An 18,868-nucleotide genomic window follows, 5' to 3' on the forward strand; every position below is an offset into this window, starting at 1 on the left:
AGGATCCGCACCCGGCCTCAAGCACCTCATCGGGGAAATGTGGCGGATAGGCCGCATTTCCGACGCGTTTTTGCCGCATGACCGGAACCTGCATCAGGAACCGCGCATTTAGAATTCTCGTAGGGGAGAATGGCAATGGCGACGTGGCGACCCGATCCTTCCTTCTATCCATCACCGCGCATGGCGGCCAAGGCTCCCAAGGAAACGCTCGCCTATGTGGCGGCGTTCGATCCCGAGCGGAAGCGGCCGGATGCGATTGCGGTCGTCGACGTCGATCCGGCGTCATCAACCTATGCGCAGATCGTCGGCCAGGTCGACATGCCGAATGTCGGCGACGAGCTGCACCATTTCGGCTGGAACGCCTGTTCGTCCTGTCTCTGCCCCAATGCGCCGCATCCGCATGTCGAACGTCGCTATCTGATCGTGCCGGGCTTGAGGTCCTCCCGTCTGCACATCATCGACACCAAGCCGGACCCGCGCAATCCGAAGATCGTGCGCGTGATCGAGCCTTCGGAAATTGCCGAGAAGGCGAACTATTCGCGGTTGCACACCACCCATTGCGGGCCTGAAGGCATTTACGTCAACGCGCTCGCCGACCGCGACGGCAAGGCGCCCGGCGGCATCTTCCTGCTCGATCATCAGAGCTTCGATGTGCTCGGGCAATGGGAAATGGATCGTGGGCCGCAGAAGCTCGCCTATGATTTCTGGTGGCATCTCGGTCACGACACGATGATCACCAGCGAATGGGGCACGCCCGATACCTTTGAAAACGGGCTGGTTCCCGAGGTGCTGCTCGGTTCGAAATATGGCCGCCGGCTGCACTTCTGGGACCTACACAAGCGCAAGCACCTGCAGGAGATCGATTTCGGCGAGGAGCACCAGCTCGTCTTCGAGCTGCGGCCTGCGCATGATCCGACCAAGGCCTATGGCTTCGTCGGCTGCGTCATCAGCCTCAAGGACCTCTCGGCGTCGATCTGGACCTGGTATCGCGACGGCGACCGATGGGCGGTGAAGAAGGTGATCGAGATACCGGCGGAGCCGGCCGATCCGGATTTGCTGCCCCCTGTGCTCAAGGGCTTCAGCGCTGTCGCGCCGCTCGTCACCGATATCGACCTGTCGATGGACGACCGGTTCCTCTACGTTTCCTGCTGGGGCACCGGCGACATGATCCAGTACGACGTTTCTGACCCCTTTGCGCCGAAGGAGACGGGCCGTGTGCGGATAGGCGGCATCGTTTCGCGTGCATCCCATCCGAAGGCCAAGAACGGAGCGCTGAATGGCGGGCCGCAGATGGTGGAGATCAGCCGCGACGGCAAGCGGGTCTATTTCACCAATTCGCTCTATGGTGCCATCGATCCGCAGTTCTACCCCGAAGGTATCGACGGGTGGATGGTCAAACTGGACGTCGCCGACGGTGGCGGCATCACCTTCGACGAAAACTTCTTCGTCGACTGGCCGAAGGGCCATCGCCCGCATCAGGTCCGTCTCGAAGGCGGTGACTGCTCGTCCGACTCCTATTGCTACCCGTAGGGAGGGGACGATCGTGCAGTCCTGTCGGGGCGAATGACGACGTTCTGGCCGTGGCTTTCGATTGCCGCCCTCGGCGCCTTTCACGGCATCAATCCGGCGATGGGCTGGCTCTTTGCCGTGGCGCTCGGACTTCACCGCCAGGACCGTCGGATCGTGTGGTTGTCACTTGCTCCGATTGCTGCCGGTCATGCCGTCTCCGCCGCGCTGACGCTGGCAGTGGTCGTCACATTCGGCGCGGCGCTGGAGCCGCACAGTTTCAGGCTTGTCGCGGCGCTGCTCATACTCAGCGTCGCCGCCTACGGCGCGCTTTACGGACACCGCCATCGGGCGAGAGTTGGCATGCGCGCCAGCATGGCCGGCCTTGGCCTCTGGTCCTTCCTGATGGCGACGAGCCACGGGGCGGGCCTGATGCTGGTGCCGGCGGTCCTCAGCCTCTGCGTGGCGGATAGTCCCGGGGATCTCGCAATCGCAGGTTCGCTTCCCGTCGCGCTCGCCGCCGTTGCGGTTCATGGCGCAGCAATGCTGGCCGTCGTCGCCGCGGTCGCGCTCGCCGTCTTCGAATGGCTCGGCCTTGCGGCACTCCGCTCGGCGTGGATCAACTTCGATCGCCTCTGGACGCTGGCGCTGGGTGCAACCGGTATCGTGCTTCTCGTTCAATGAGCCTGCTACGTGGCAGCCGGCGGAGCGTCTACCTTTGGGCCTTCACGTAACTGATGTAGCCGCGCACATCGGTCGCCGGTTCGGTGTAGGCATTGCCGAGCGTCTTTTCCATGTTGGCGACGTAGGTCTTCGCCCAGTCCGGCAGCGAGTAGTCGATTGCCGCCAGGAATTCGAGGGTCGCCGCAAGCCTGATGTCAGCGATCGAGGGGGTGGAGCCACCGATGAAGGGTTTGTCGCCGATATAGAACGCCCGAAAGACGTCGAGCGGCTCGGCAAGCGCTTCGACTGCTGCGCGGCGCGCCTTCTCCTTGGTCTCCGCATCCGCATCGCTGCAACCAACTTCGCCCGGATAGAGCGGGAAGTTCAGTGCCGGATAGGTGGCCCGGGCGAGATAGGGGTAGAAGGTGCCGATCAGATAGAACATCGCGCTATCGATCATGGCGCGGGCCTCGGGGTCCCTCGGATAGAATTCGTCGAGCCCGTGCTTGTTGCAGAGATACTGCATGATCGCGCAACTCTCCCATAGGGCTCCCTTGGGCAGGTCCGCAGTCTCCACCATCGGTGTCAGATGCGACGGTGCCTTCGCCAGGTATTCGGCCGTCCGGGTCTGGCCGTAGACATCCTGTTCGCTGAAGTCGAGCTTGGCTGCCCTCAGGAAGACGCGCGCCGTCATGTTGTTGACGCTGGGCTTGATCACGTTGAGCTTGATTGCAGGCATGTCACTCCTCCCTTTGCTCGCGATCCCGCAGTTCCGGCTCGCTCGCCGGCGCGGTCGCGTGCGTTGAACGACAGGCGTGGACCACGACGCGCTTTATCGCGGCCGATAAGGATCCTTCGGCTCCCGGTCGGACGACAGCGTTGGCCGTGCGCGCTCGATCAGTGTCTCGATCGCATCGGCCAGGTGCACTTCGGCGATATTGTAGTCGCCGCGTGCGACCCTGACCTTGTGTGCTTCCATCAGCACCTCGGCGTGGCTGTGGCCCGGTGGTGGCTCGAAGCGATAGGAGGCAAGCTCGACCAGCAGCCCAAGCGGGTCCTCGAAATAGATCGAGTCCATGAAACCGCGGTCCTTGACGCCGCTGTGCCGGATACTTCGCTCGTCGAGCCGCTCCACCGCCTGGGTGAAGGTCGCGCGCGAAACGGCAAAGGCGATGTGGTGCACACAGCCGATCTCCGTCGGGGTTCGCTCGGGATCGGGCTTGCGGTTCTCGTCGGTGAAGATGGTGATCAGGCGGCCATCGCCCGGGTCGAAATAGAGATGGCTTTCGCTCGCCCGGTCGAGATTCGGCTGCTCGAAAATGAAGGGCATGCCGAGAAGCCCCTCCCAGAAATCGATCGACGTCTGTCGGTCGGCGCCGACGAGCGTGATGTGATGAACCCCTTGCGACTGCAGTTTTCGCATCGAAGGCCTCCCAGGTGAAGCGGAGGACACAGGACGAAACGGGATCTGGTTTCACCCTTTTCCGCTCCACTCGATTGTCGTCCGTCGCGGCAAGAAGGCAAGCGCCAATGCGGGGGCAAGCTGCCCGCAAAGCGGTCGGAAAGCATCCGACATCTCAACTATTTTCTTCTGGGTTGCTGTGTGTGTATTGTGCAATCAGTGAATGTGTCGTCAACGCTCCAAACGGTCTGATGTCTGGGAACAATCAGGGAGTTGAAGTGTGAAGTTTCTCTGGGGAGTCGGTGTTGTCTGCCTGTTGTCTTTTTCGCTTGCAGGCGCGGCGCGGGCGGACGGCTCTGCCTTTGCGGGGCAATGGCGGCAACTGACTTCGACGGCCGGCCGTTGCGATCAGTGCTACATCGGCATCGTAAGACATGGCGACCTGCTGACGGTCACGAGCAACAACGGCTGGCAGGCCGTCATGAACGTCGAGAACTTTTTGGACCTCGAGCTTGCCGCAGGGACCGGGCAGTGGAAGTCCACAGTCGCTGGCGCCTATGGCGGCAAGCATTTCGGAATTCAGTTCGTTCGGCGTGGCCCTGAATTGCAGATGTTCATGGTGGTTTCGCAGGCAACAGGCAGGCCATTGTCCATTCGCGCGACCTTCGAAAGAGGGCTGCCTGCTACGAACTGGCGTCATCAGCCGGCGCCGATCGAGATGCAACGGATCTAGGTACTGATGTCCTGACGCGGGCCGACAAAGACGCTTGCCCCGATACGCGTGTTTTGATTTTCCGTGCGAACCTCCCTATCTTCCGGTTGCAACATCCGAAGGGGCGGACGGAGGACAAATGCCGGTCGTGCAACGATCGAAAATCAGGCAGCGTCTTTTGATCATGCTGGTCACCGGTATCGGCGGAATGGCTGCGGCTGCGGTCTCCTTTGCGACCGCAGTCTATGATGCGGCGAATCCGGTGCCTGCCGTCACCGCAGCCAAGGGTGAGGCGATCGATACCGGCCGGTGGCGGGTGACGATCAACGACGCCACCATGGCTTCCGTGCCGCCGACCGGAACCAAGCCGTTCGAGCCGAAGCGATTCCTGATGGTGGATATCGAACTCGACAACCGATCGGTCACCACCAGCAATGCCTTTATGAACCTGATCGCGATCAAGGACGAGCGAGTCATGGCATCGCCGAAGCCGGTCTATTATCTCGCCAGGGACAAATGGATCGCGAGTGCCATCAACCCAAACATGCCGGAAAAGCTCATCGCGGTCTGGGAATGGCCGGCGGATCGCCCGGAGCCGGAGAAGGTTTCTCTGTCCATCGGCAAACAGATCTACAAGCCGCGTGACAACCTCTACGGCGCGCCCAACTGGTTCGATGATGGCGAGGCCGCGGTGGTCGAATTGGCAGTCACGCAAGATACGGGATCGTCGGAGCAATGATGTCGGCTCTTCGCGCGCTGCTGCTCTCAGTGTCTGCAATCGCAGCGCTGTACGCGATGCGAAGCAGCACGCCTGGCTACGGCGATATCACGGCACCGATTGCCGTTCGTGGTGCAGTCGGCGAGCGGGTCGAGAGCCGGGACTTCGCCTTCGGCGCGGCCAATGTGCACCTGGCACGCCAGGTCAGGGTCGAGAGCTTCGGGCGGATCAAGGATTACTCGACATCCGGCATCTGGCTCATCATCGAAGGCGCGGCCGTCGCGAAAACCGAAACGATGACGCTGACCTCGGCGGAGTGGCTGGCAGGCAACGGTTTGCGCTACGAGCTCAGCCAGCGGTTCTCGACCGTGCCCGGCTATCTGCCGACGGAAAGGCTCGAACCAGGCCTGCCGAGGCCGGTACTTCTTGCCTTCGAACTTCCCGAAGCGGCCGTTGACAAAGGCACGCTGCTCGTCGCCCGCAGCCTGGTGATGCCGCTTGCTGAGGAGCTTTGGATTACGCTCGGCGACAAGCAGCCGACCCATATCAAGCCGTCCGTCACCATTGCGCGCGGCAGCAGCGGCACGCCCTGGACGTTGGCGGCGCGCTGAGGAGACACCGGCATGAGCGAGAAGCGCACGTTCTGGATCTGCCTGCTGGCGCTGGTCGTCGCACTGCCGCTCGCCTTCGTCGTCCGTGCGTGGGAGAGCCTGCGAGAGGGGCATTGGCTTGCCACCCAAAGGGCCGAGATCGTCGTCGAGGATGGAGCGGGGCAGGCCTTTGCCGGTGGACAGTGGAAGCTTCTGGACATGAGGCGGCTGCCGCGCACCAATGACGCGCGCGTCATTCTCGCCGAATTCGAGGCGTCACCGACCGATCCGGCCGTTCTGTCGCAAGGAGCCTGCCGCGTCCGGCTGATCGACAGCGAGGGGCGCCGTTTTGAGCCCGTCACCCTGACCGAGCCGATCGTCCGGGAGATGTATCCGGAGGTGGCCGAACGCCCGCGCTGCGGTGTGCTCGCCTTTACCGACGCCAAGACTGGCGCCACGGTCCGTATGGCCGAGAGCTTCATCGTTCCCGCGGAGGCGCGGGATCTTTCGCTCAGGATTGAGTTTCCGGGCGCAAGCGATGAAACGCTGATCTTCAAGTAGACGCGTAGCTGATTTCGCTCTTCTCAGCCTGGCCGGAAACCGCATGTTCGAGCATCGCCGCCAACAAGGTGATGCGCACGGCGTCGAGCACGATGCCGCCGTCGAGATCGCTAGGGCTGCCGATGAAAAGGCTGAGTGCATCGAAGACAAGCTGCCAACTCGCGAGGTCGCCCATGCCGAGGGTTCGCGTCGCCGCATACCAGCTCCAGGCACCAAGCCAGGCGATGGCGCGGTAGGCAATGATGAAGGCAAATAGCGTCGCAAGCCCTGAACCGAGCGTCAGCTTCAGGCAGGTCCATATCGGAGCGTAGCGGGAGCGGTAGTCGCTGACGAAGTGGTCGAGGAAATCGGCAATCCACTTGCGAAAGGTTCTGGCCCGCCGCGGCCGCGGCGAGGATGGCCTGGCGCGCGATTCCGGGCTCGAAAGCTCGTAACCATTGATGATCGCCGCCATGACCAGCCAGATGATCGGTAGAAGCGCATAGAAGAACAGACCCTCGGCCTCAGTGTTCCAATCGGGTCTTCTCAGTTCCACCGGCACGAAGGTCTCGGCGGCATGCGCTACGGCGGTGAAGGTGAAACCGTTCATGCTGAGAAGCCTGCCGGCGCCGAGCCAGGTGATGACCTGGTCTTTCCAGACCGACAGGCCATAAAGCCCGATGAAGATCCAGCTCGCGTCCGCCGCGACGACCAGCAGTCGCCAGAAGGGTGTTTCGCTGCGCTTGCTCATGCGCTTTGCGCCCCACCGCACCAGCCAGCACAACGCGATCGAAATAAAGACGCCGCGCGATTTCAGGATATCGAAGAAGTCACCCTTCTCGCCGAAGGCGACGGCGTCGAGTGCCAAACGCGAATATTCCCGCACCGCCTCGCCGAGGAAACCCCAGGCGGCGTAATAGGCGAAGAACGGCAGGATGGCGGCTGAGGTGACGGCGAGCAGCCTGCGATCGGTTTTCGGCACCGTGGTCTCGACATGCGTGGCCACCGGTTGTTGGCGGAGCGCTTCGAGTGCCGGCAAACCGGGGCGAAGCGCCATGAACATCAAGACGATAACGACGAGCTTCGCCAGCACGACAAAGGAGAGCGTCACCATGCCACCGAGCGGGTGCTGCAGCCCGATCCAGACTGCCGCACGCATCAGGAGATCATGCACGATGTAGCCGCAGGTCCCGATCAAGAGGAGCTGCGGCCAGAAGCGAGCGATGAGGCGCCCCATCAGGACAAAGGGTCCGAACACTTCGGCGATCGACGTCATGGCCACAACATAGTTGCGCCAATCGGCGACGACAACCGCACGGGGCAGGTGAAGAGCCAAACACCCTCCGCCTTGCCGTGTCAGATATTGCGGCGTTTGCCTTCGATCAGGTCGAGCACGGCGCGTGCGGCGTCGAGCACATTGGTGCCCGGACCGAAGACGGCCGACACGCCGTTGTCCATCAGGTAGTCATAGTCCTGACGCGGAATGACGCCGCCGCAGATGACGATGACATCCTCGCCGCCGCGCTTCTTCAGGGCTTCTGCAAGCTGCGGCATCAACGTCTTGTGGCCGGCGGCAAGCGAGGAGACGCCGATGACATTGACCTTACTGGCCAGCGCCATGTCGGCGGCCTCTTCCGGGGTCTGGAAAAGAGGGCCGGCAAGCACGTCGAAACCGATATCGCCGAAGGCCGAGGCGATGACTTTGGCGCCGCGGTCGTGGCCGTCCTGGCCGAGCTTTGCGACCATTATTTTTGGTTTGCGGCCGAGCTTTGCTGAGACCTCGTCGAGGCGCCCCGAGAGCACCTCGAGCTCCGGCTCACCTTCATAGGCCTTGCCGTAGATCTTGCTGACGACCTTGGGCGTCGCGGCGTGGTCGCCGAAGGCGCCACGCATCGCATCGGAAATTTCGCCGACGGTGGCGCGGGCACGCGCCGCCTCGACGGCGGCGGCCAGCAGGTTGCCTTCGCCTGTCAATGCGATCTCAGCAAGCGCCGTAAGGGTCTTCTTGACCTCGACGCTGTCGCGCCGACGCTTGGTTTCCTCGATCCGGCGGATCTGCGCGGCGCGCACGGCGCTGTTGTCGATCTCCAGAATGTCGATCGGCTCCTCGTTGTCGAGGCGGTACTTGTTGACCCCAACGATGATCTCCTCGCCCTTGTCGACGGCGGCCTGGCGACGGGTCGCCGCCTCTTCGATCAATCGCTTCGGCAGCCCGGCATTGACCGCACGGGTCATGCCGCCCATCGCCTCGACCTCCTCGATCAGTAGCCAGGCTTTGTCTGCGAGCTCGTTGGTCAGGCTTTCGACATAGTAGGACCCGGCGAGCGGATCGACGACCTTGGTCACGCCGGTCTCGTGCTGCAGGATCAGTTGCGTGTTGCGGGCGATGCGGGCGGAAAACTCCGTCGGCAGCGCGATCGCCTCGTCGAACGAATTGGTGTGCAGCGACTGGGTGCCACCGAGAGCGGCGGACATCGCCTCGAAGGCCGTGCGGACGATGTTGTTGTAGGGATCCTGCTCCTGCAGCGAGACGCCCGAGGTCTGGCAATGGGTGCGCAGCATCAGCGACGACGGCTTCTTCGGCTCGAACTCCTTCATGATCCGGGTCCAGAGCAGGCGCGCAGCGCGAAGCTTCGCGGCTTCCATGAAGAAGTTCATGCCGATGGCAAAAAAGAAGGAAAGCCGCCCGGCGAATTCGTCGACATTCAGCCCCTTGGCAAGCGCCGCCCGTACATATTCGCGCCCGTCGGCGAGCGTGAAGGCAAGCTCCTGCACCAGCGTCGCGCCGGCCTCCTGCATGTGATAGCCGGAGATCGAGATCGAGTTGAATTTCGGCATCTCCCTGGCCGTGTACTCGATGATATCGGCGACGATGCGCATCGAGGGTTCCGGCGGGTAGATATAGGTGTTGCGGACCATGAACTCCTTGAGGATGTCGTTCTGGATAGTGCCTGAAAGCTTGTCGCGCGAAACACCCTGCTCCTCGCCAGCGACGATGAAGGAGGCGAGGATCGGGATGACGGCGCCATTCATGGTCATCGACACCGACATCTCGTCGAGCGGGATGCCGTCGAACAGGATCTTCATGTCCTCAACCGAGTCGATCGCCACACCGGCCTTGCCGACGTCGCCCTCGACGCGCGGGTGGTCGCTGTCATAGCCGCGATGGGTTGCGAGGTCGAAGGCGACCGAGAGTCCCTTCTGTCCGGCAGCCAGGTTCTTCCGGTAGAAGGCGTTGGAGGCCTCCGCCGTCGAGAAGCCGGCATATTGCCGGATCGTCCAGGGACGGCCGGCATACATGGTGGCGCGCGGGCCGCGCACGAAAGGCTCGAAACCGGGCAACGACGTGAGATAATCGATGCCGTCGAGATCTCCCGCCGTGTAGAGGGGCCTCACGGCGATTCCTTCGGGCGTCTGCCAGGTGAGGCTTTCGGGCGCCGCCTTGAGTTCTCTCTCGGCGAGCGCTTCCCAGTCCTTGATGTTTTTCTCGGTCATCGACGTGCTCCGCATTCTGCTTGTCTCAATCAGCCCCTCATCCCCTGCCGGGACCTTCTCCCAGTCACAACGGGAGAAGGGGGCCGTCGCACTCTCGGCGCTTAACTTCCCTCTCCCCGCCTGCGGGGAGAGGGTCAGGGTGAGGGGCAAAGCCTGGATGGCTTTGCGGCTTTCACTATTCGAATTCCATGATCAGCTCGTCGACGGCGAGGCTGGCGCCGGCGGCGACCGCCACGCGCTTCACCACGGCCCGTTTCTCGGCGCGCAGGATGTTCTCCATCTTCATCGCCTCGACGACCGCGAGCGCCTGTCCTGCTTCGACCGTGTCGCCGGCTTTTACCGTGACCGAGGTGATCACCCCGGGCATCGGGCAAAGCAGCATGCGCGACGTGTCCGGCGGCAGCTTCTTCGGCATCAGCCGTGCCAGTTCCGCAACCCGCGAGCTTCTGACATGGGCAACGACATCAATGCCGCGCCAGCGAAGCCGGAGGGCGGTGCCGACCAGATCGACTTTGACGCTCAAGGGCTCATTGTCGATGTTGAACGTGGCAAGCGTACGACCGGGCGTCCAGTCGCCGGCGATGGTGACTGTCGAGCCATCGGCGAAGCTCACGTAGGAGCCGTCAGCGGACGAACCGGCAGTCACCGCAATATCGTGATCGCCGAGACCGACCACCCAATCATGGCCGATGATGCGGCGATGATTGCCGATCGTGCCGGAAATCTGGCTGGCCCGTTCCTGCAGGATCTGATTGACCGAGACCGCGACGGCGGCGAGCTTGCGAAGCGACCGCTCATCGGCCGCAACGCCGTGAAAACCGTCGACAAATTCCTCGGCGATATAGGCAGTCGTCAACCGGCCGTCGCGGAAGCGCTGCTGTTGCATGACCGCGGCCAGGAACGGCAGGTTATGGCCAATGCCTTCCACTTCGAACTGATCGAGCGCGTCGGCCATAGCCTCGACCGCCGTCTGCCGGTCCGGTGCCCAGGTGCAGAGCTTGGCGATCATCGGGTCGTAGAACATCGAGATCTCGCCGCCCTCGAAGACGCCGGTGTCGTTGCGCGTCACCGTGCCGTTGTCGCGCGTGCCCTCGACCGGCGGACGGTAGCGCGTCAGCCGGCCGATCGACGGCAGGAAGTTGCGATAGGGATCTTCCGCATAAAGCCGGCTTTCAATCGCCCAGCCATTGAGCTTTACATCGTCCTGGCCGAAGGCGAGCTTTTCGCCGCTAGCAACTCGGATCATCTGCTCGACGAGGTCGAGCCCGGTGATGAGTTCGGTGACCGGATGCTCCACCTGCAGGCGGGTGTTCATCTCCAGGAAGTAGAAGTTGCGCTTGCCGTCGACAATGAATTCCACGGTGCCGGCGGAGTGGTAGCCGACGGCCTTGGCAAGTGCGACTGCCTGTTCGCCCATGGCCTTGCGGGTCTCGGGGTCGAGGAAAGGCGAGGGCGCCTCCTCGATGACCTTCTGGTTGCGGCGCTGGATCGAGCATTCGCGCTCGCCGAGATAGAGCGTGTTGCCATACTTGTCGCCAAGCACCTGGATCTCGATGTGACGCGGCTCCGTCACGAATTTTTCGATGAAGATGCGATCGTCGCCGAAGGCGTTCTTTGCCTCGTTCTTTGAGGACTGGAAGCCTTCACGCGCCTCCTGGTCGTTCCAGGCGATGCGCATGCCCTTGCCGCCGCCGCCGGCAGACGCCTTGATCATCACCGGATAGCCGATCGACGCGGCGATCCGGACCGCTTCGTCTGCATCGTCGATCAGGCCCATATGGCCCGGAACCGTCGAGACGCCGGCCTCGGCCGCGAGCTTCTTGGAGGTGATCTTGTCGCCCATCGCCTGGATCGCCCCGACCGGCGGGCCGATGAAGGCCACGCCTTCTTTTTCGAGCGCTTGGGCAAAGGCGGCGTTTTCCGAGAGGAAACCATAGCCCGGATGAACGGCATCGGCGCCGGTCTTGCGGATCGCGTCGATGATCTTGTCGATGACGATATAGGACTGGGCCGACGGCGAGGGGCCGATATGCACCGCCTCGTCCGCCATGCGCACATGCATGGCCTCGCGGTCGGCGTCGGAGTAGACCGCGACGGTGGCGATGCCGAGCTTCTTTGCGGTCTTGATGACGCGGCAGGCGATTTCACCACGGTTGGCGATGAGGATTTTCTTGAACATTTGCTTCTCTTTCAAATCCTTGGGGCGGCGCGTCAGCGTTTGAACTTGCGGCGATAGGGAAGAAGCGCGATCGACGATGCCGCGGCGGCCCCACCGAAAAGCAATGCGAAGGGCACGACAACCATGAGGGTGGCGAGAACCGGGCTCGTCGAACGGACGATGTGGGTGCCGACGGCGCCGATATTGAGCCAGATCAGCACGCCAGCCGTGAGCGCGCCAATCGCCACGCCGATCAGCGCATTGACGGCCATATAGCGCAGCATCGACCAGTGGTCGCGCCTGGCTTCTTCCGGCGTCATGATGCGCTCTGGCTCCCGTTCCATCGTCGCCTCCATCAGAGTGGGATCGTGTCGTGCTTGCGCCAGCGGACATCGACCTGCTTGTTGCGCAGAGACGCAAAAGCACGCGCGATGCGTCGGCGCGACGAATGTGGCATGATCACCTCGTCGATGAAGCCACGCTCTGCCGCCACGAACGGGTTGGCGAAGCGCTCCTCGTACTCCTTCGTGCGCGCGGCGATCTTCTCGACGTCGCCGAGTTCCGAGCGGTAGAGGATTTCGGTGGCGCCCTTGGCACCCATGACGGCGATCTCGGCGGTCGGCCAGGCATAATTGACGTCGGCGCCGATATGTTTCGAGGCCATGACGTCATAGGCGCCGCCATAGGCTTTGCGGGTAATCAGCGTCACCATCGGCACGGTCGCCTGGCTATAGGCAAAGAGCAGCTTGGCGCCATGCTTGATGACGCCGCCATATTCCTGCGCGGTGCCGGGCAGGAAGCCGGGCACGTCGACCAGCGTCAGGATCGGGATCGAGAAAGCATCGCAGAAGCGCACGAACCGGGCGGCCTTGCGCGAACTGTCGATGTCGAGGCAGCCGGCAAGCACCATCGGCTGATTGGCGACGACGCCGACCGTCTGGCCTTCCATGCGGATGAAGCCGGTGATGATGTTCCTGGCGAAGTTCTGCTGCAATTCGAAGAAGTCGCCTTCATCCGCAAGCGCCAGGATCAGTTCCTTCATGTCGTAGGGTTTGGCGGCGCTGTCTGGGATCAGGCTGTCAAGGCGCATTTCGAGCCGCGACGGGTCGTCGTGGAAGGGACGGACCGGCGGCTTTTCGCGGTTGTTGAGCGGCAGGAAATCGAAAAGCAGGCGGGTCGCTTCCAGTGCCTCGATGTCGTTTTCATACGCACCGTCGGCGACCGAAGACTTTGACGTATGCGTGCGCGCGCCGCCGAGCTCTTCCGCAGTGACGATCTCGTTCGTCACTGTCTTCACGACATCCGGCCCGGTCACGAACATGTAGGATGAATCGCGAACCATGAAGATGAAGTCGGTCATGGCCGGCGAATAGACCGCGCCGCCGGCGCAGGGACCCATGATGACCGAGATCTGCGGAATGACGCCGGAGGCTTCGGCATTGCGGCGGAAGACCTCGGCGTAACCGGCAAGCGAGGCCACGCCTTCCTGGATGCGGGCGCCGCCACTGTCGTTGAGGCCGATGACTGGTGCCCCGTTGCGTACCGCCATATCCATGATCTTGCAGATCTTCTGCGCGTGGGTTTCCGACAGGGAGCCGCCGAGAACGGTGAAGTCCTGAGAAAAGACATAGACCTGCCGGCCGTTGATCGTGCCCCAACCGGTGACGACGCCATCGCCCGCGACCTTTTGGCTCTCCATGCCGAAATCGACGCAGCGATGCGTGACGTACATGTCGTATTCTTCGAACGAGCCTTCATCGAGCAGCACCTCGATGCGTTCGCGCGCCGTCAGCTTGCCCTTGCCGTGCTGGGCGTCGATCCGTCGTTGGCCGCCGCCGGCTCTTGCTTCTGCCCGGCGGGCTTCGACCTGTTCTAGTATGGCGCGCATGGTGCCCTCCCGGTTTTTTTCAGTGCCTGTTTTTTCAGCGATTGTGCAGAGGCGCTTCGAGCTTCGCAATAGCGTCGAAGACGGCATGGAAAAACGTCTCTTCATGTGCAAATGTGAAATAGAGAAATTTGTGAAACGTAAATTGCAAAGTTGCAAACATGGCGATCGGCAAACTCTATATCGGCCGCAAGGTCAGGGAACTGCGGGAGGCGAACAAGGCGACGCAAGGCCAATTTGCAGAACGCATCGGCATCTCGACCAGCTACCTCAACCAGATCGAGAACAACCAGCGGCCGGTCTCAGCCGCAGTGCTTTTGGCGCTCGCCGAAAAATTCCAGATCGATATCGCCGAGCTTTCGACCGGGGAGGGCGATCGTCTGCTCTCGGCGCTCTCGGAAGCCCTCAGCGATCCCTTGTTTGAAACCTATTCCGCAAGCCTGCAGGAACTGAAGCTCGTCGCGCAGAATGCCCCGGGACTGGCACATGCGCTGATCACCTGCCACCAGGCCTATCGCCGCAACAGCGAGCAGCTCGCAAGCATTGACGACACCATCGGCCGCGGGGCCTCATTTGTCGAAACCACGCCTTATGAAGAGGTGCGCGACTTCTTTCATTTCGTCGACAACTACATTCACGAGATCGACATGCTTGCCGAGCGGCTGGCGGGCGAGCTCGGGCTCGGCGAAGGCGACAATCATGCGGCGCTGGCAAGCTATCTGGAACAGCGTCACGGCGTTCGGGTCGTGCGCGGAGCGGCCGGCGACGAGGCGATCCGCCGCTTCGATCCGCGCGCCCGCATCCTGACCCTCAATCCCTATGCGCCCGCAGCAACGCGCGACTTCCAGATCGCCCTGCAGATCGCCCAGCTTCATGCCCGCGAAGAGATCGATCGGGTGGCCGGTAGTGCCGGCTTCCGCACCGAAGAGGCCTATGAGATCTGTCGCATCGGCCTGCAGAACTATTTTGCCGGCGCGCTGATCCTGCCCTACCAGGCCTTCTCGAAGGCCGCCCGCGACTTGAGGCACGACATCGAATTGCTCGCCGCCCGCTTCGGCGCGTCTCTGGAGCAGGTCTGCCACCGCCTCTCGACCCTGCAGCGGCCGGGACAGAAAGGCATACCGATCTTCTTTGCCCGCATCGACCGGGCGGGCAATATCACCAAGCGCCACAGCGCCGCGAAGCTGCAATTCGCCCGGTTCGGTGCAGCCTGTCCGCTCTGGAACGTGCACCAGGCCTTCGAGACGCCGGGCCGGATCATCCGGCAACTGGCCGAGACGCCTGACGGCGTGCGCTACCTCTGCCTCGCCACCCAGATCACTAAGGGCGGTGGCGGCTTTCGCGCCGCGCAGCCGCGCTACGCGCTGGCGCTTGGCTGCGAGGTCTCCTATGCCGATGCCTTCGTCTACGCCGACGACATGGACCTCGGCAACCGCGCCGCCTTCGATCCGATCGGCATTTCCTGCCGCATCTGCGAACGCACGAAATGCGCGAGCCGTGCGGTGCCGCCATTGAAACGCCGCCTGATCGTGGACCATGACTTACGCGGCGCTCTGCCGTATCGTCTAAGCGAGAGCTGATTGCGACGGTCTGTTCATTTTTGAACAGACCCTGTGAGAAGTTGCATCTGGGCCTGGACGAAGTTTGGTGTAACTAGGCCTCCATCGCCTACGGCGCCGCGCGTCTTTTGAAACGCGCAAAGGTCGCTGTGGCACGTTTGGTTGCTGCAGGTTTTTGCCCTTTTATCGGTTACGATTAAAGGAAACCTGCAGAGGTATGCGGTCAGGGAGGACATGCATATGGATTTTCGCCTGTCGGAGGAGCAGGAGGCCATTCGTCAGATGGCGCTCGATTTCGCCCGCGACGAGATCGCCCCTCACGCGATCGACTGGGATCAGCAGAAGCATTTTCCGGTCGACACGTTGCGCGGTGCCGCAGCGCTCGGAATGGCCGGCATCTATGTCCGCGACGATGTCGGCGGCACGGGACTGACGCGGCTCGATGCCGCGATGATCATCGAGGCGCTCGCGACCGGCTGCCCGGCCGTCGCCTCCTTCGTCTCGATCCACAACATGTGCGCCGGCATGATCGACCGCTACGGCACGGACGAACAGCGCCAGCGGCTGCTGCCGAGGCTGCTGACCATGGAGGTGCTGGCGAGTTACTGCCTGACCGAGCCAGGCTCGGGCTCGGATGCAGCGGCGCTGAAGACCAAGGCGGTGAGAGACGGCAACGATTATGTCCTGACCGGCCAGAAGCAGTTCATCTCGGGCGCTGGCGAGTCCGGCCTCTACGTGATCATGGCGCGGACCGGCGAGGACGGCCCCAAGGGCATCTCCACCTTCGTGGTCGAGAAGGACGCACCTGGCCTCACATTCGGTGCCAATGAGAAAAAAATGGGCTGGCACGTCCAGCCCACCCGCGCCGTCATGCTCGATGGTGTCCGCGTGCCGGCGGAAAACCGCCTCGGGGCGGAAGGCGATGGTTTCAAGATCGCCATGGGCGGGCTCGATGGCGGGCGATTGAACATTGCCGCCGCGTCTCTCGGTGGCGCCCAGTCCGCCTTCGAAAGGGCGCTGGCTTATGTCCAGGAGCGCCGGGCCTTTGGCAAGGCGATCGGCGAGTTCCAGGCGCTGCAGTTCCGTCTCGCCGACATGGCGACCGACCTCGAAATCGCCCGCACCTTCCTCTGGCGCGCGGCATCTGCGCTTGATGCCGGCGACCCCGAAGCGACAAAACTCTGCGCCATGGCCAAGCGCTTCGTCACCGACCGCTGCTTTGCCGTCGCCAATGACGCGCTGCAGCTTCACGGCGGTTACGGCTATCTCGCAGACTATGGTGTCGAAAAGATTGTCAGGGACCTCCGGGTGCACCAGATCCTCGAGGGCACCAACGAAATCATGCGCCTGATCGTTGCGCGTTCGCTTATCGGCCGGAAATAGGCCAGAAACAGGCCAGAAACAGGAAAGATCGTTCATGGACATGCAGGCGCCTGAAGTCATCGTCGAGCGGCGGGGAGCGATCGGCAGAATCCGGCTGAACCGCACACGGGCATTGAACAGCCTCAACGTGCCGATGATCCGGCTGATCGCCGCGGCTTTGACCGAGTTCGAAAATGATCCGGCCGTCGCCGCCGTGTTGGTGACCGGCGAGGGCGAGCGCGGGCTTTGCGCCGGTGGCGATATCCGCATGATTTACGAGAGTGGCCGCGAACGGCCGGAGGAAGGTGCGCAGTTCTGGCGCGAGGAATTCATCGTCAACAGCCGCATCTCCGGCTACCGCAAGCCGTACATTGCGATCATGGACGGTATCGTCATGGGCGGCGGTGTCGGGATTTCCGCCCACGGCAGCCACCGCATCGTCACCGAATGCACGCGGCTTGCGATGCCGGAGACCGGGATCGGCTACTTCCCTGACGTTGGCGCCACCTGGCTTCTTCCTAAGGCCCCCGGCGAATTCGGCACCTATCTCGGTCTGACCGGTCGGGACATCGTCGCAGCCGATGCGATCCATGCCCGGCTTGCAGATAGTTTCGTCGCCTCGGATAAGCTGGAAGCACTCGCCGCTGATCTTGCCACGCTGCCGCCGACGGCAGGCAGCGCAGATGTCAACGCGGTGATTGCAAAGCACGCTTCGGAAGCGCCGGCAACGGCGCTTCGAAACCACTTTGCGCTGATCGACCGCTGCTTCGCCTTTGATACGGTTGAAGAGATCGTGGCGGCGCTCGAGGCTGATGGTTCCGATTTCGCCAAGGAAACGCTGGCGCTGCTCAACTCGCGTTCGGCGCTGAGCATGAAGCTGACGCTCGAACTCTTGCGCGCCGGGCGCCGCAGCGCGTCGCTGAACGAATGCCTCGAACGGGAATATTCCGCGACGCTCGGAATGCTTGGTAACCCCGACTTCTACGAAGGTGTGCGTGCTGCGGTGATCGACAAGGACCGCAATCCAAAATGGTCGGTGGCGCTGGCCGGTGTCACACCTGCCTTGCTGTCGCGTTTCGGCAGGAAGGATCACCCGCCACTGTTTTAGCGCCTGAGGATGGGGCGCTGTTCGGTTTTGGCCGAGTTTCAATACGAGGAGGAATGACATGACGAAGATCGCCTTTATCGGGCTCGGCAATATGGGCGGGCCGATGGCCGCCAATCTGGTGAAGGCGGGGCATGCGGTCAGCGGCTTCGACCTGTCGGAAGCGTCGCGCAACGCTGCGGCGAAAACCGGCGTTTCGGTTGCTGGTTCGATCGCACAGGCGGTGCGCGGTGCCGAATGCGTCGTCACCATGCTGCCGGCCGGCGCCCACGTGCTCTATGTCTGGGACGAACTGCTCGGCTTCGTCGATCCCGGAACGCTTCTGATCGATAGCTCGACGATCGACGTCGACAGCGCCCGCAAGGCGCATGCGCTCGCCGAAAAGATCGGCTGCCCGTCGCTCGACGCGCCGGTCTCCGGCGGCACAGGCGGCGCGGCTGCCGGCACGCTCACCTTCATGGTCGGCGGCAGCGACGAGGCTTTTGCCCGCGGCAGGCCGCTGCTCGAGGCGATGGGCAAGAAGATCGTGCATTGCGGCGGTGCCGGCGCCGGCCAGGCGGCCAAGATCTGCAACAACATGATCCTCGGGATCTCGATGGCCGGCGTGTGCGAGGCCTTCGTTCTGGCGGAACGGCTAGGCCTGTCGCATCAGGCGCTGTTTGACGTCGCCTCGACCTCGTCCGGCCAATGCTGGTCTCTGACGACCTATTGCCCGGTGCCGGGTCCGGTCCCGACCTCGCCCGCCAACAATGACTACAAGCCGGGGTTCGCAGCCAGCCTGATGCTGAAGGACCTGAAGCTGTCGCAGCAGGCCGCAAGCGCTGCTGGTGCGACGACGCCGATGGGCGCACAGGCAGCCCAACTCTATTCGATGTTCGAGAAGCTCGGCCATGGCGGTGAAGACTTTTCCGCTCTGATCCACCTTCTGCGCGGCAACGACGAAGCAAAGGCCGGCTGATCCGCCCGCGTCGATGGATTTTCGCCCGCTTAACCGGGCGAAAATTTGCCGCTTATGTCTGTGAATAGAAATTCATTCGTATTTTCAATGACTTATGAAATTTATATCAAAGCTATGAAACTTGCTGTTGACGTCTTGGAGGATGGGGGTCTATAAGCCCGATCACTGACGAGGGCGGCGGCGCTGCTGGCGACGACGACCTTCGCTCTAGAGTT

General features: G+C 62.6%; 17 protein-coding genes. 10 read left to right on the forward strand and 7 right to left on the reverse strand.

Features of this window, described 5'->3' with window-relative positions; translation table 11 throughout:
* Positions 1-135 precede the first annotated feature (135 nt).
* Both AC3WWH_RS29605 and AC3WWH_RS29610 read left to right on the forward strand, forming a co-directional pair.
* Entirely contained in the window at positions 136-1,530 is a 1,395-nt protein-coding gene (locus tag AC3WWH_RS29605) for a selenium-binding family protein (protein ID WP_058323256.1), read from the forward strand.
* A 33-nt stretch (positions 1,531-1,563) separates the two neighbouring features.
* Positions 1,564-2,190 (forward strand): hypothetical protein, encoded by a 627-nt coding sequence (locus AC3WWH_RS29610; RefSeq protein ID WP_058323257.1) that lies wholly within the window; start codon positions 1,564-1,566, stop codon positions 2,188-2,190.
* Between the two features lie 28 nt (positions 2,191-2,218).
* Here AC3WWH_RS29610 and AC3WWH_RS29615 read toward each other — a convergent pair whose 3' ends face one another.
* Together AC3WWH_RS29615 and AC3WWH_RS29620 are read right to left on the reverse strand one after the other, a co-directional pair.
* Positions 2,219-2,908, reverse strand: coding sequence for a glutathione S-transferase family protein (locus tag AC3WWH_RS29615; RefSeq protein WP_057251645.1), 690 nt, complete (start codon positions 2,906-2,908; stop codon positions 2,219-2,221).
* 93 nt (positions 2,909-3,001) lie between these two features.
* Entirely contained in the window at positions 3,002-3,592 is a 591-nt protein-coding gene (locus AC3WWH_RS29620) for a VOC family protein (RefSeq protein ID WP_058323258.1), read from the reverse strand.
* Positions 3,593-3,851: 259 nt separating this feature from the next.
* On the opposite strand from AC3WWH_RS29620, the gene AC3WWH_RS29625 reads away from it, so the two are divergent.
* The 4 genes from AC3WWH_RS29625 (at position 3,852) to AC3WWH_RS29640 (ending at position 6,152) form a co-directional block, all read left to right on the forward strand.
* On the forward strand, positions 3,852-4,304 hold the full coding sequence (locus AC3WWH_RS29625) for a hypothetical protein (RefSeq protein WP_058323259.1): 453 nt from the start codon (positions 3,852-3,854) through the stop codon (positions 4,302-4,304).
* A gap of 118 nt (positions 4,305-4,422) precedes the next feature.
* On the forward strand, positions 4,423-5,022 hold the full coding sequence (locus AC3WWH_RS29630; protein ID WP_113399467.1) for a hypothetical protein: 600 nt from the start codon (positions 4,423-4,425) through the stop codon (positions 5,020-5,022).
* Positions 5,022-5,612, forward strand: a complete 591-nt coding sequence (locus AC3WWH_RS29635) for a hypothetical protein (protein WP_058323261.1) — start codon at positions 5,022-5,024, stop codon at positions 5,610-5,612. Before AC3WWH_RS29630 ends, AC3WWH_RS29635 begins: the two co-directional genes overlap by 1 nt.
* Before the next feature lie 12 nt (positions 5,613-5,624).
* Positions 5,625-6,152, forward strand: a complete 528-nt coding sequence (locus AC3WWH_RS29640) for a hypothetical protein (RefSeq protein WP_058323262.1) — start codon at positions 5,625-5,627, stop codon at positions 6,150-6,152.
* Here AC3WWH_RS29640 and AC3WWH_RS29645 read toward each other — a convergent pair.
* From AC3WWH_RS29645 to AC3WWH_RS29665, 5 genes are all read right to left on the reverse strand, one after another.
* Positions 6,145-7,467 carry a hypothetical protein gene (locus AC3WWH_RS29645; RefSeq protein WP_492377363.1) on the reverse strand — a complete coding sequence of 441 codons (1,323 nt, stop codon included), beginning with the start codon at positions 7,465-7,467 and terminating at the stop codon, positions 6,145-6,147. The two genes, AC3WWH_RS29640 and AC3WWH_RS29645, sit on opposite strands and share 8 nt — an antisense overlap.
* Before the next feature lie 20 nt (positions 7,468-7,487).
* The gene (gene scpA, locus AC3WWH_RS29650; RefSeq protein ID WP_113399468.1) at positions 7,488-9,626 is read right to left on the reverse strand and encodes a methylmalonyl-CoA mutase; all 2,139 of its coding nucleotides are present in this window, start codon (positions 9,624-9,626) and stop codon (positions 7,488-7,490) included.
* Between the two features lie 175 nt (positions 9,627-9,801).
* On the reverse strand, positions 9,802-11,805 hold the full coding sequence (locus AC3WWH_RS29655) for an acetyl-CoA carboxylase biotin carboxylase subunit (RefSeq protein WP_113399469.1): 2,004 nt from the start codon (positions 11,803-11,805) through the stop codon (positions 9,802-9,804).
* Between the two features lie 32 nt (positions 11,806-11,837).
* Positions 11,838-12,128 carry a hypothetical protein gene (locus AC3WWH_RS29660; RefSeq protein ID WP_245296179.1) on the reverse strand — a complete coding sequence of 97 codons (291 nt, stop codon included), beginning with the start codon at positions 12,126-12,128 and terminating at the stop codon, positions 11,838-11,840.
* A gap of 11 nt (positions 12,129-12,139) precedes the next feature.
* Positions 12,140-13,672 carry an acyl-CoA carboxylase subunit beta gene (locus AC3WWH_RS29665; protein WP_058323265.1) on the reverse strand — a complete coding sequence of 511 codons (1,533 nt, stop codon included), beginning with the start codon at positions 13,670-13,672 and terminating at the stop codon, positions 12,140-12,142.
* A 158-nt stretch (positions 13,673-13,830) separates the two neighbouring features.
* On the opposite strand from AC3WWH_RS29665, the gene AC3WWH_RS29670 reads away from it, so the two are divergent.
* From AC3WWH_RS29670 to mmsB, 4 genes are all read left to right on the forward strand, one after another.
* Complete coding sequence (locus AC3WWH_RS29670; RefSeq protein ID WP_057251636.1) at positions 13,831-15,249, forward strand: helix-turn-helix domain-containing protein; 1,419 nt, start codon at positions 13,831-13,833, stop codon at positions 15,247-15,249.
* A gap of 219 nt (positions 15,250-15,468) precedes the next feature.
* Positions 15,469-16,611 (forward strand): isobutyryl-CoA dehydrogenase, encoded by a 1,143-nt coding sequence (locus AC3WWH_RS29675; protein WP_162752614.1) that lies wholly within the window; start codon positions 15,469-15,471, stop codon positions 16,609-16,611.
* 34 nt (positions 16,612-16,645) lie between these two features.
* Positions 16,646-17,698: an enoyl-CoA hydratase/isomerase family protein gene (locus AC3WWH_RS29680; protein WP_058323267.1), complete on the forward strand. Its 1,053-nt coding sequence runs from the start codon at positions 16,646-16,648 to the stop codon at positions 17,696-17,698.
* 58 nt (positions 17,699-17,756) lie between these two features.
* Complete coding sequence (mmsB, locus tag AC3WWH_RS29685; protein ID WP_113399471.1) at positions 17,757-18,653, forward strand: 3-hydroxyisobutyrate dehydrogenase; 897 nt, start codon at positions 17,757-17,759, stop codon at positions 18,651-18,653.
* Positions 18,654-18,868: the final 215 nt, after the last annotated feature.

This window comes from Ensifer sp. EB106-03-01-XG145 (genome assembly GCF_058792075.1).

Bases quoted from the DNA above. Each gene is read 5' to 3' on its own strand.
- AC3WWH_RS29660 (WP_245296179.1), bottom strand. From the start codon at position 12,128: ATGGAACGGGAGCCAGAGCGCATCATGACGCCGGAAGAAGCCAGGCGC.
- AC3WWH_RS29640 (WP_058323262.1), top strand. From the start codon at position 5,625: ATGAGCGAGAAGCGCACGTTCTGGATCTGCCTGCTGGCGCTGGTCGTC.
- AC3WWH_RS29675 (WP_162752614.1), top strand. From the start codon at position 15,469: ATGGATTTTCGCCTGTCGGAGGAGCAGGAGGCCATTCGTCAGATGGCG.
- AC3WWH_RS29605 (WP_058323256.1), top strand. From the start codon at position 136: ATGGCGACGTGGCGACCCGATCCTTCCTTCTATCCATCACCGCGCATG.
- AC3WWH_RS29635 (WP_058323261.1), top strand. From the start codon at position 5,022: ATGTCGGCTCTTCGCGCGCTGCTGCTCTCAGTGTCTGCAATCGCAGCG.
- AC3WWH_RS29610 (WP_058323257.1), top strand. From the start codon at position 1,564: ATGACGACGTTCTGGCCGTGGCTTTCGATTGCCGCCCTCGGCGCCTTT.
- AC3WWH_RS29655 (WP_113399469.1), bottom strand. From the start codon at position 11,805: ATGTTCAAGAAAATCCTCATCGCCAACCGTGGTGAAATCGCCTGCCGC.
- scpA (WP_113399468.1), bottom strand. From the start codon at position 9,626: ATGACCGAGAAAAACATCAAGGACTGGGAAGCGCTCGCCGAGAGAGAA.
- AC3WWH_RS29680 (WP_058323267.1), top strand. From the start codon at position 16,646: ATGGACATGCAGGCGCCTGAAGTCATCGTCGAGCGGCGGGGAGCGATC.
- AC3WWH_RS29615 (WP_057251645.1), bottom strand. From the start codon at position 2,908: ATGCCTGCAATCAAGCTCAACGTGATCAAGCCCAGCGTCAACAACATG.
- mmsB (WP_113399471.1), top strand. From the start codon at position 17,757: ATGACGAAGATCGCCTTTATCGGGCTCGGCAATATGGGCGGGCCGATG.
- AC3WWH_RS29670 (WP_057251636.1), top strand. From the start codon at position 13,831: ATGGCGATCGGCAAACTCTATATCGGCCGCAAGGTCAGGGAACTGCGG.
- AC3WWH_RS29620 (WP_058323258.1), bottom strand. From the start codon at position 3,592: ATGCGAAAACTGCAGTCGCAAGGGGTTCATCACATCACGCTCGTCGGC.
- AC3WWH_RS29630 (WP_113399467.1), top strand. From the start codon at position 4,423: ATGCCGGTCGTGCAACGATCGAAAATCAGGCAGCGTCTTTTGATCATG.
- AC3WWH_RS29665 (WP_058323265.1), bottom strand. From the start codon at position 13,672: ATGCGCGCCATACTAGAACAGGTCGAAGCCCGCCGGGCAGAAGCAAGA.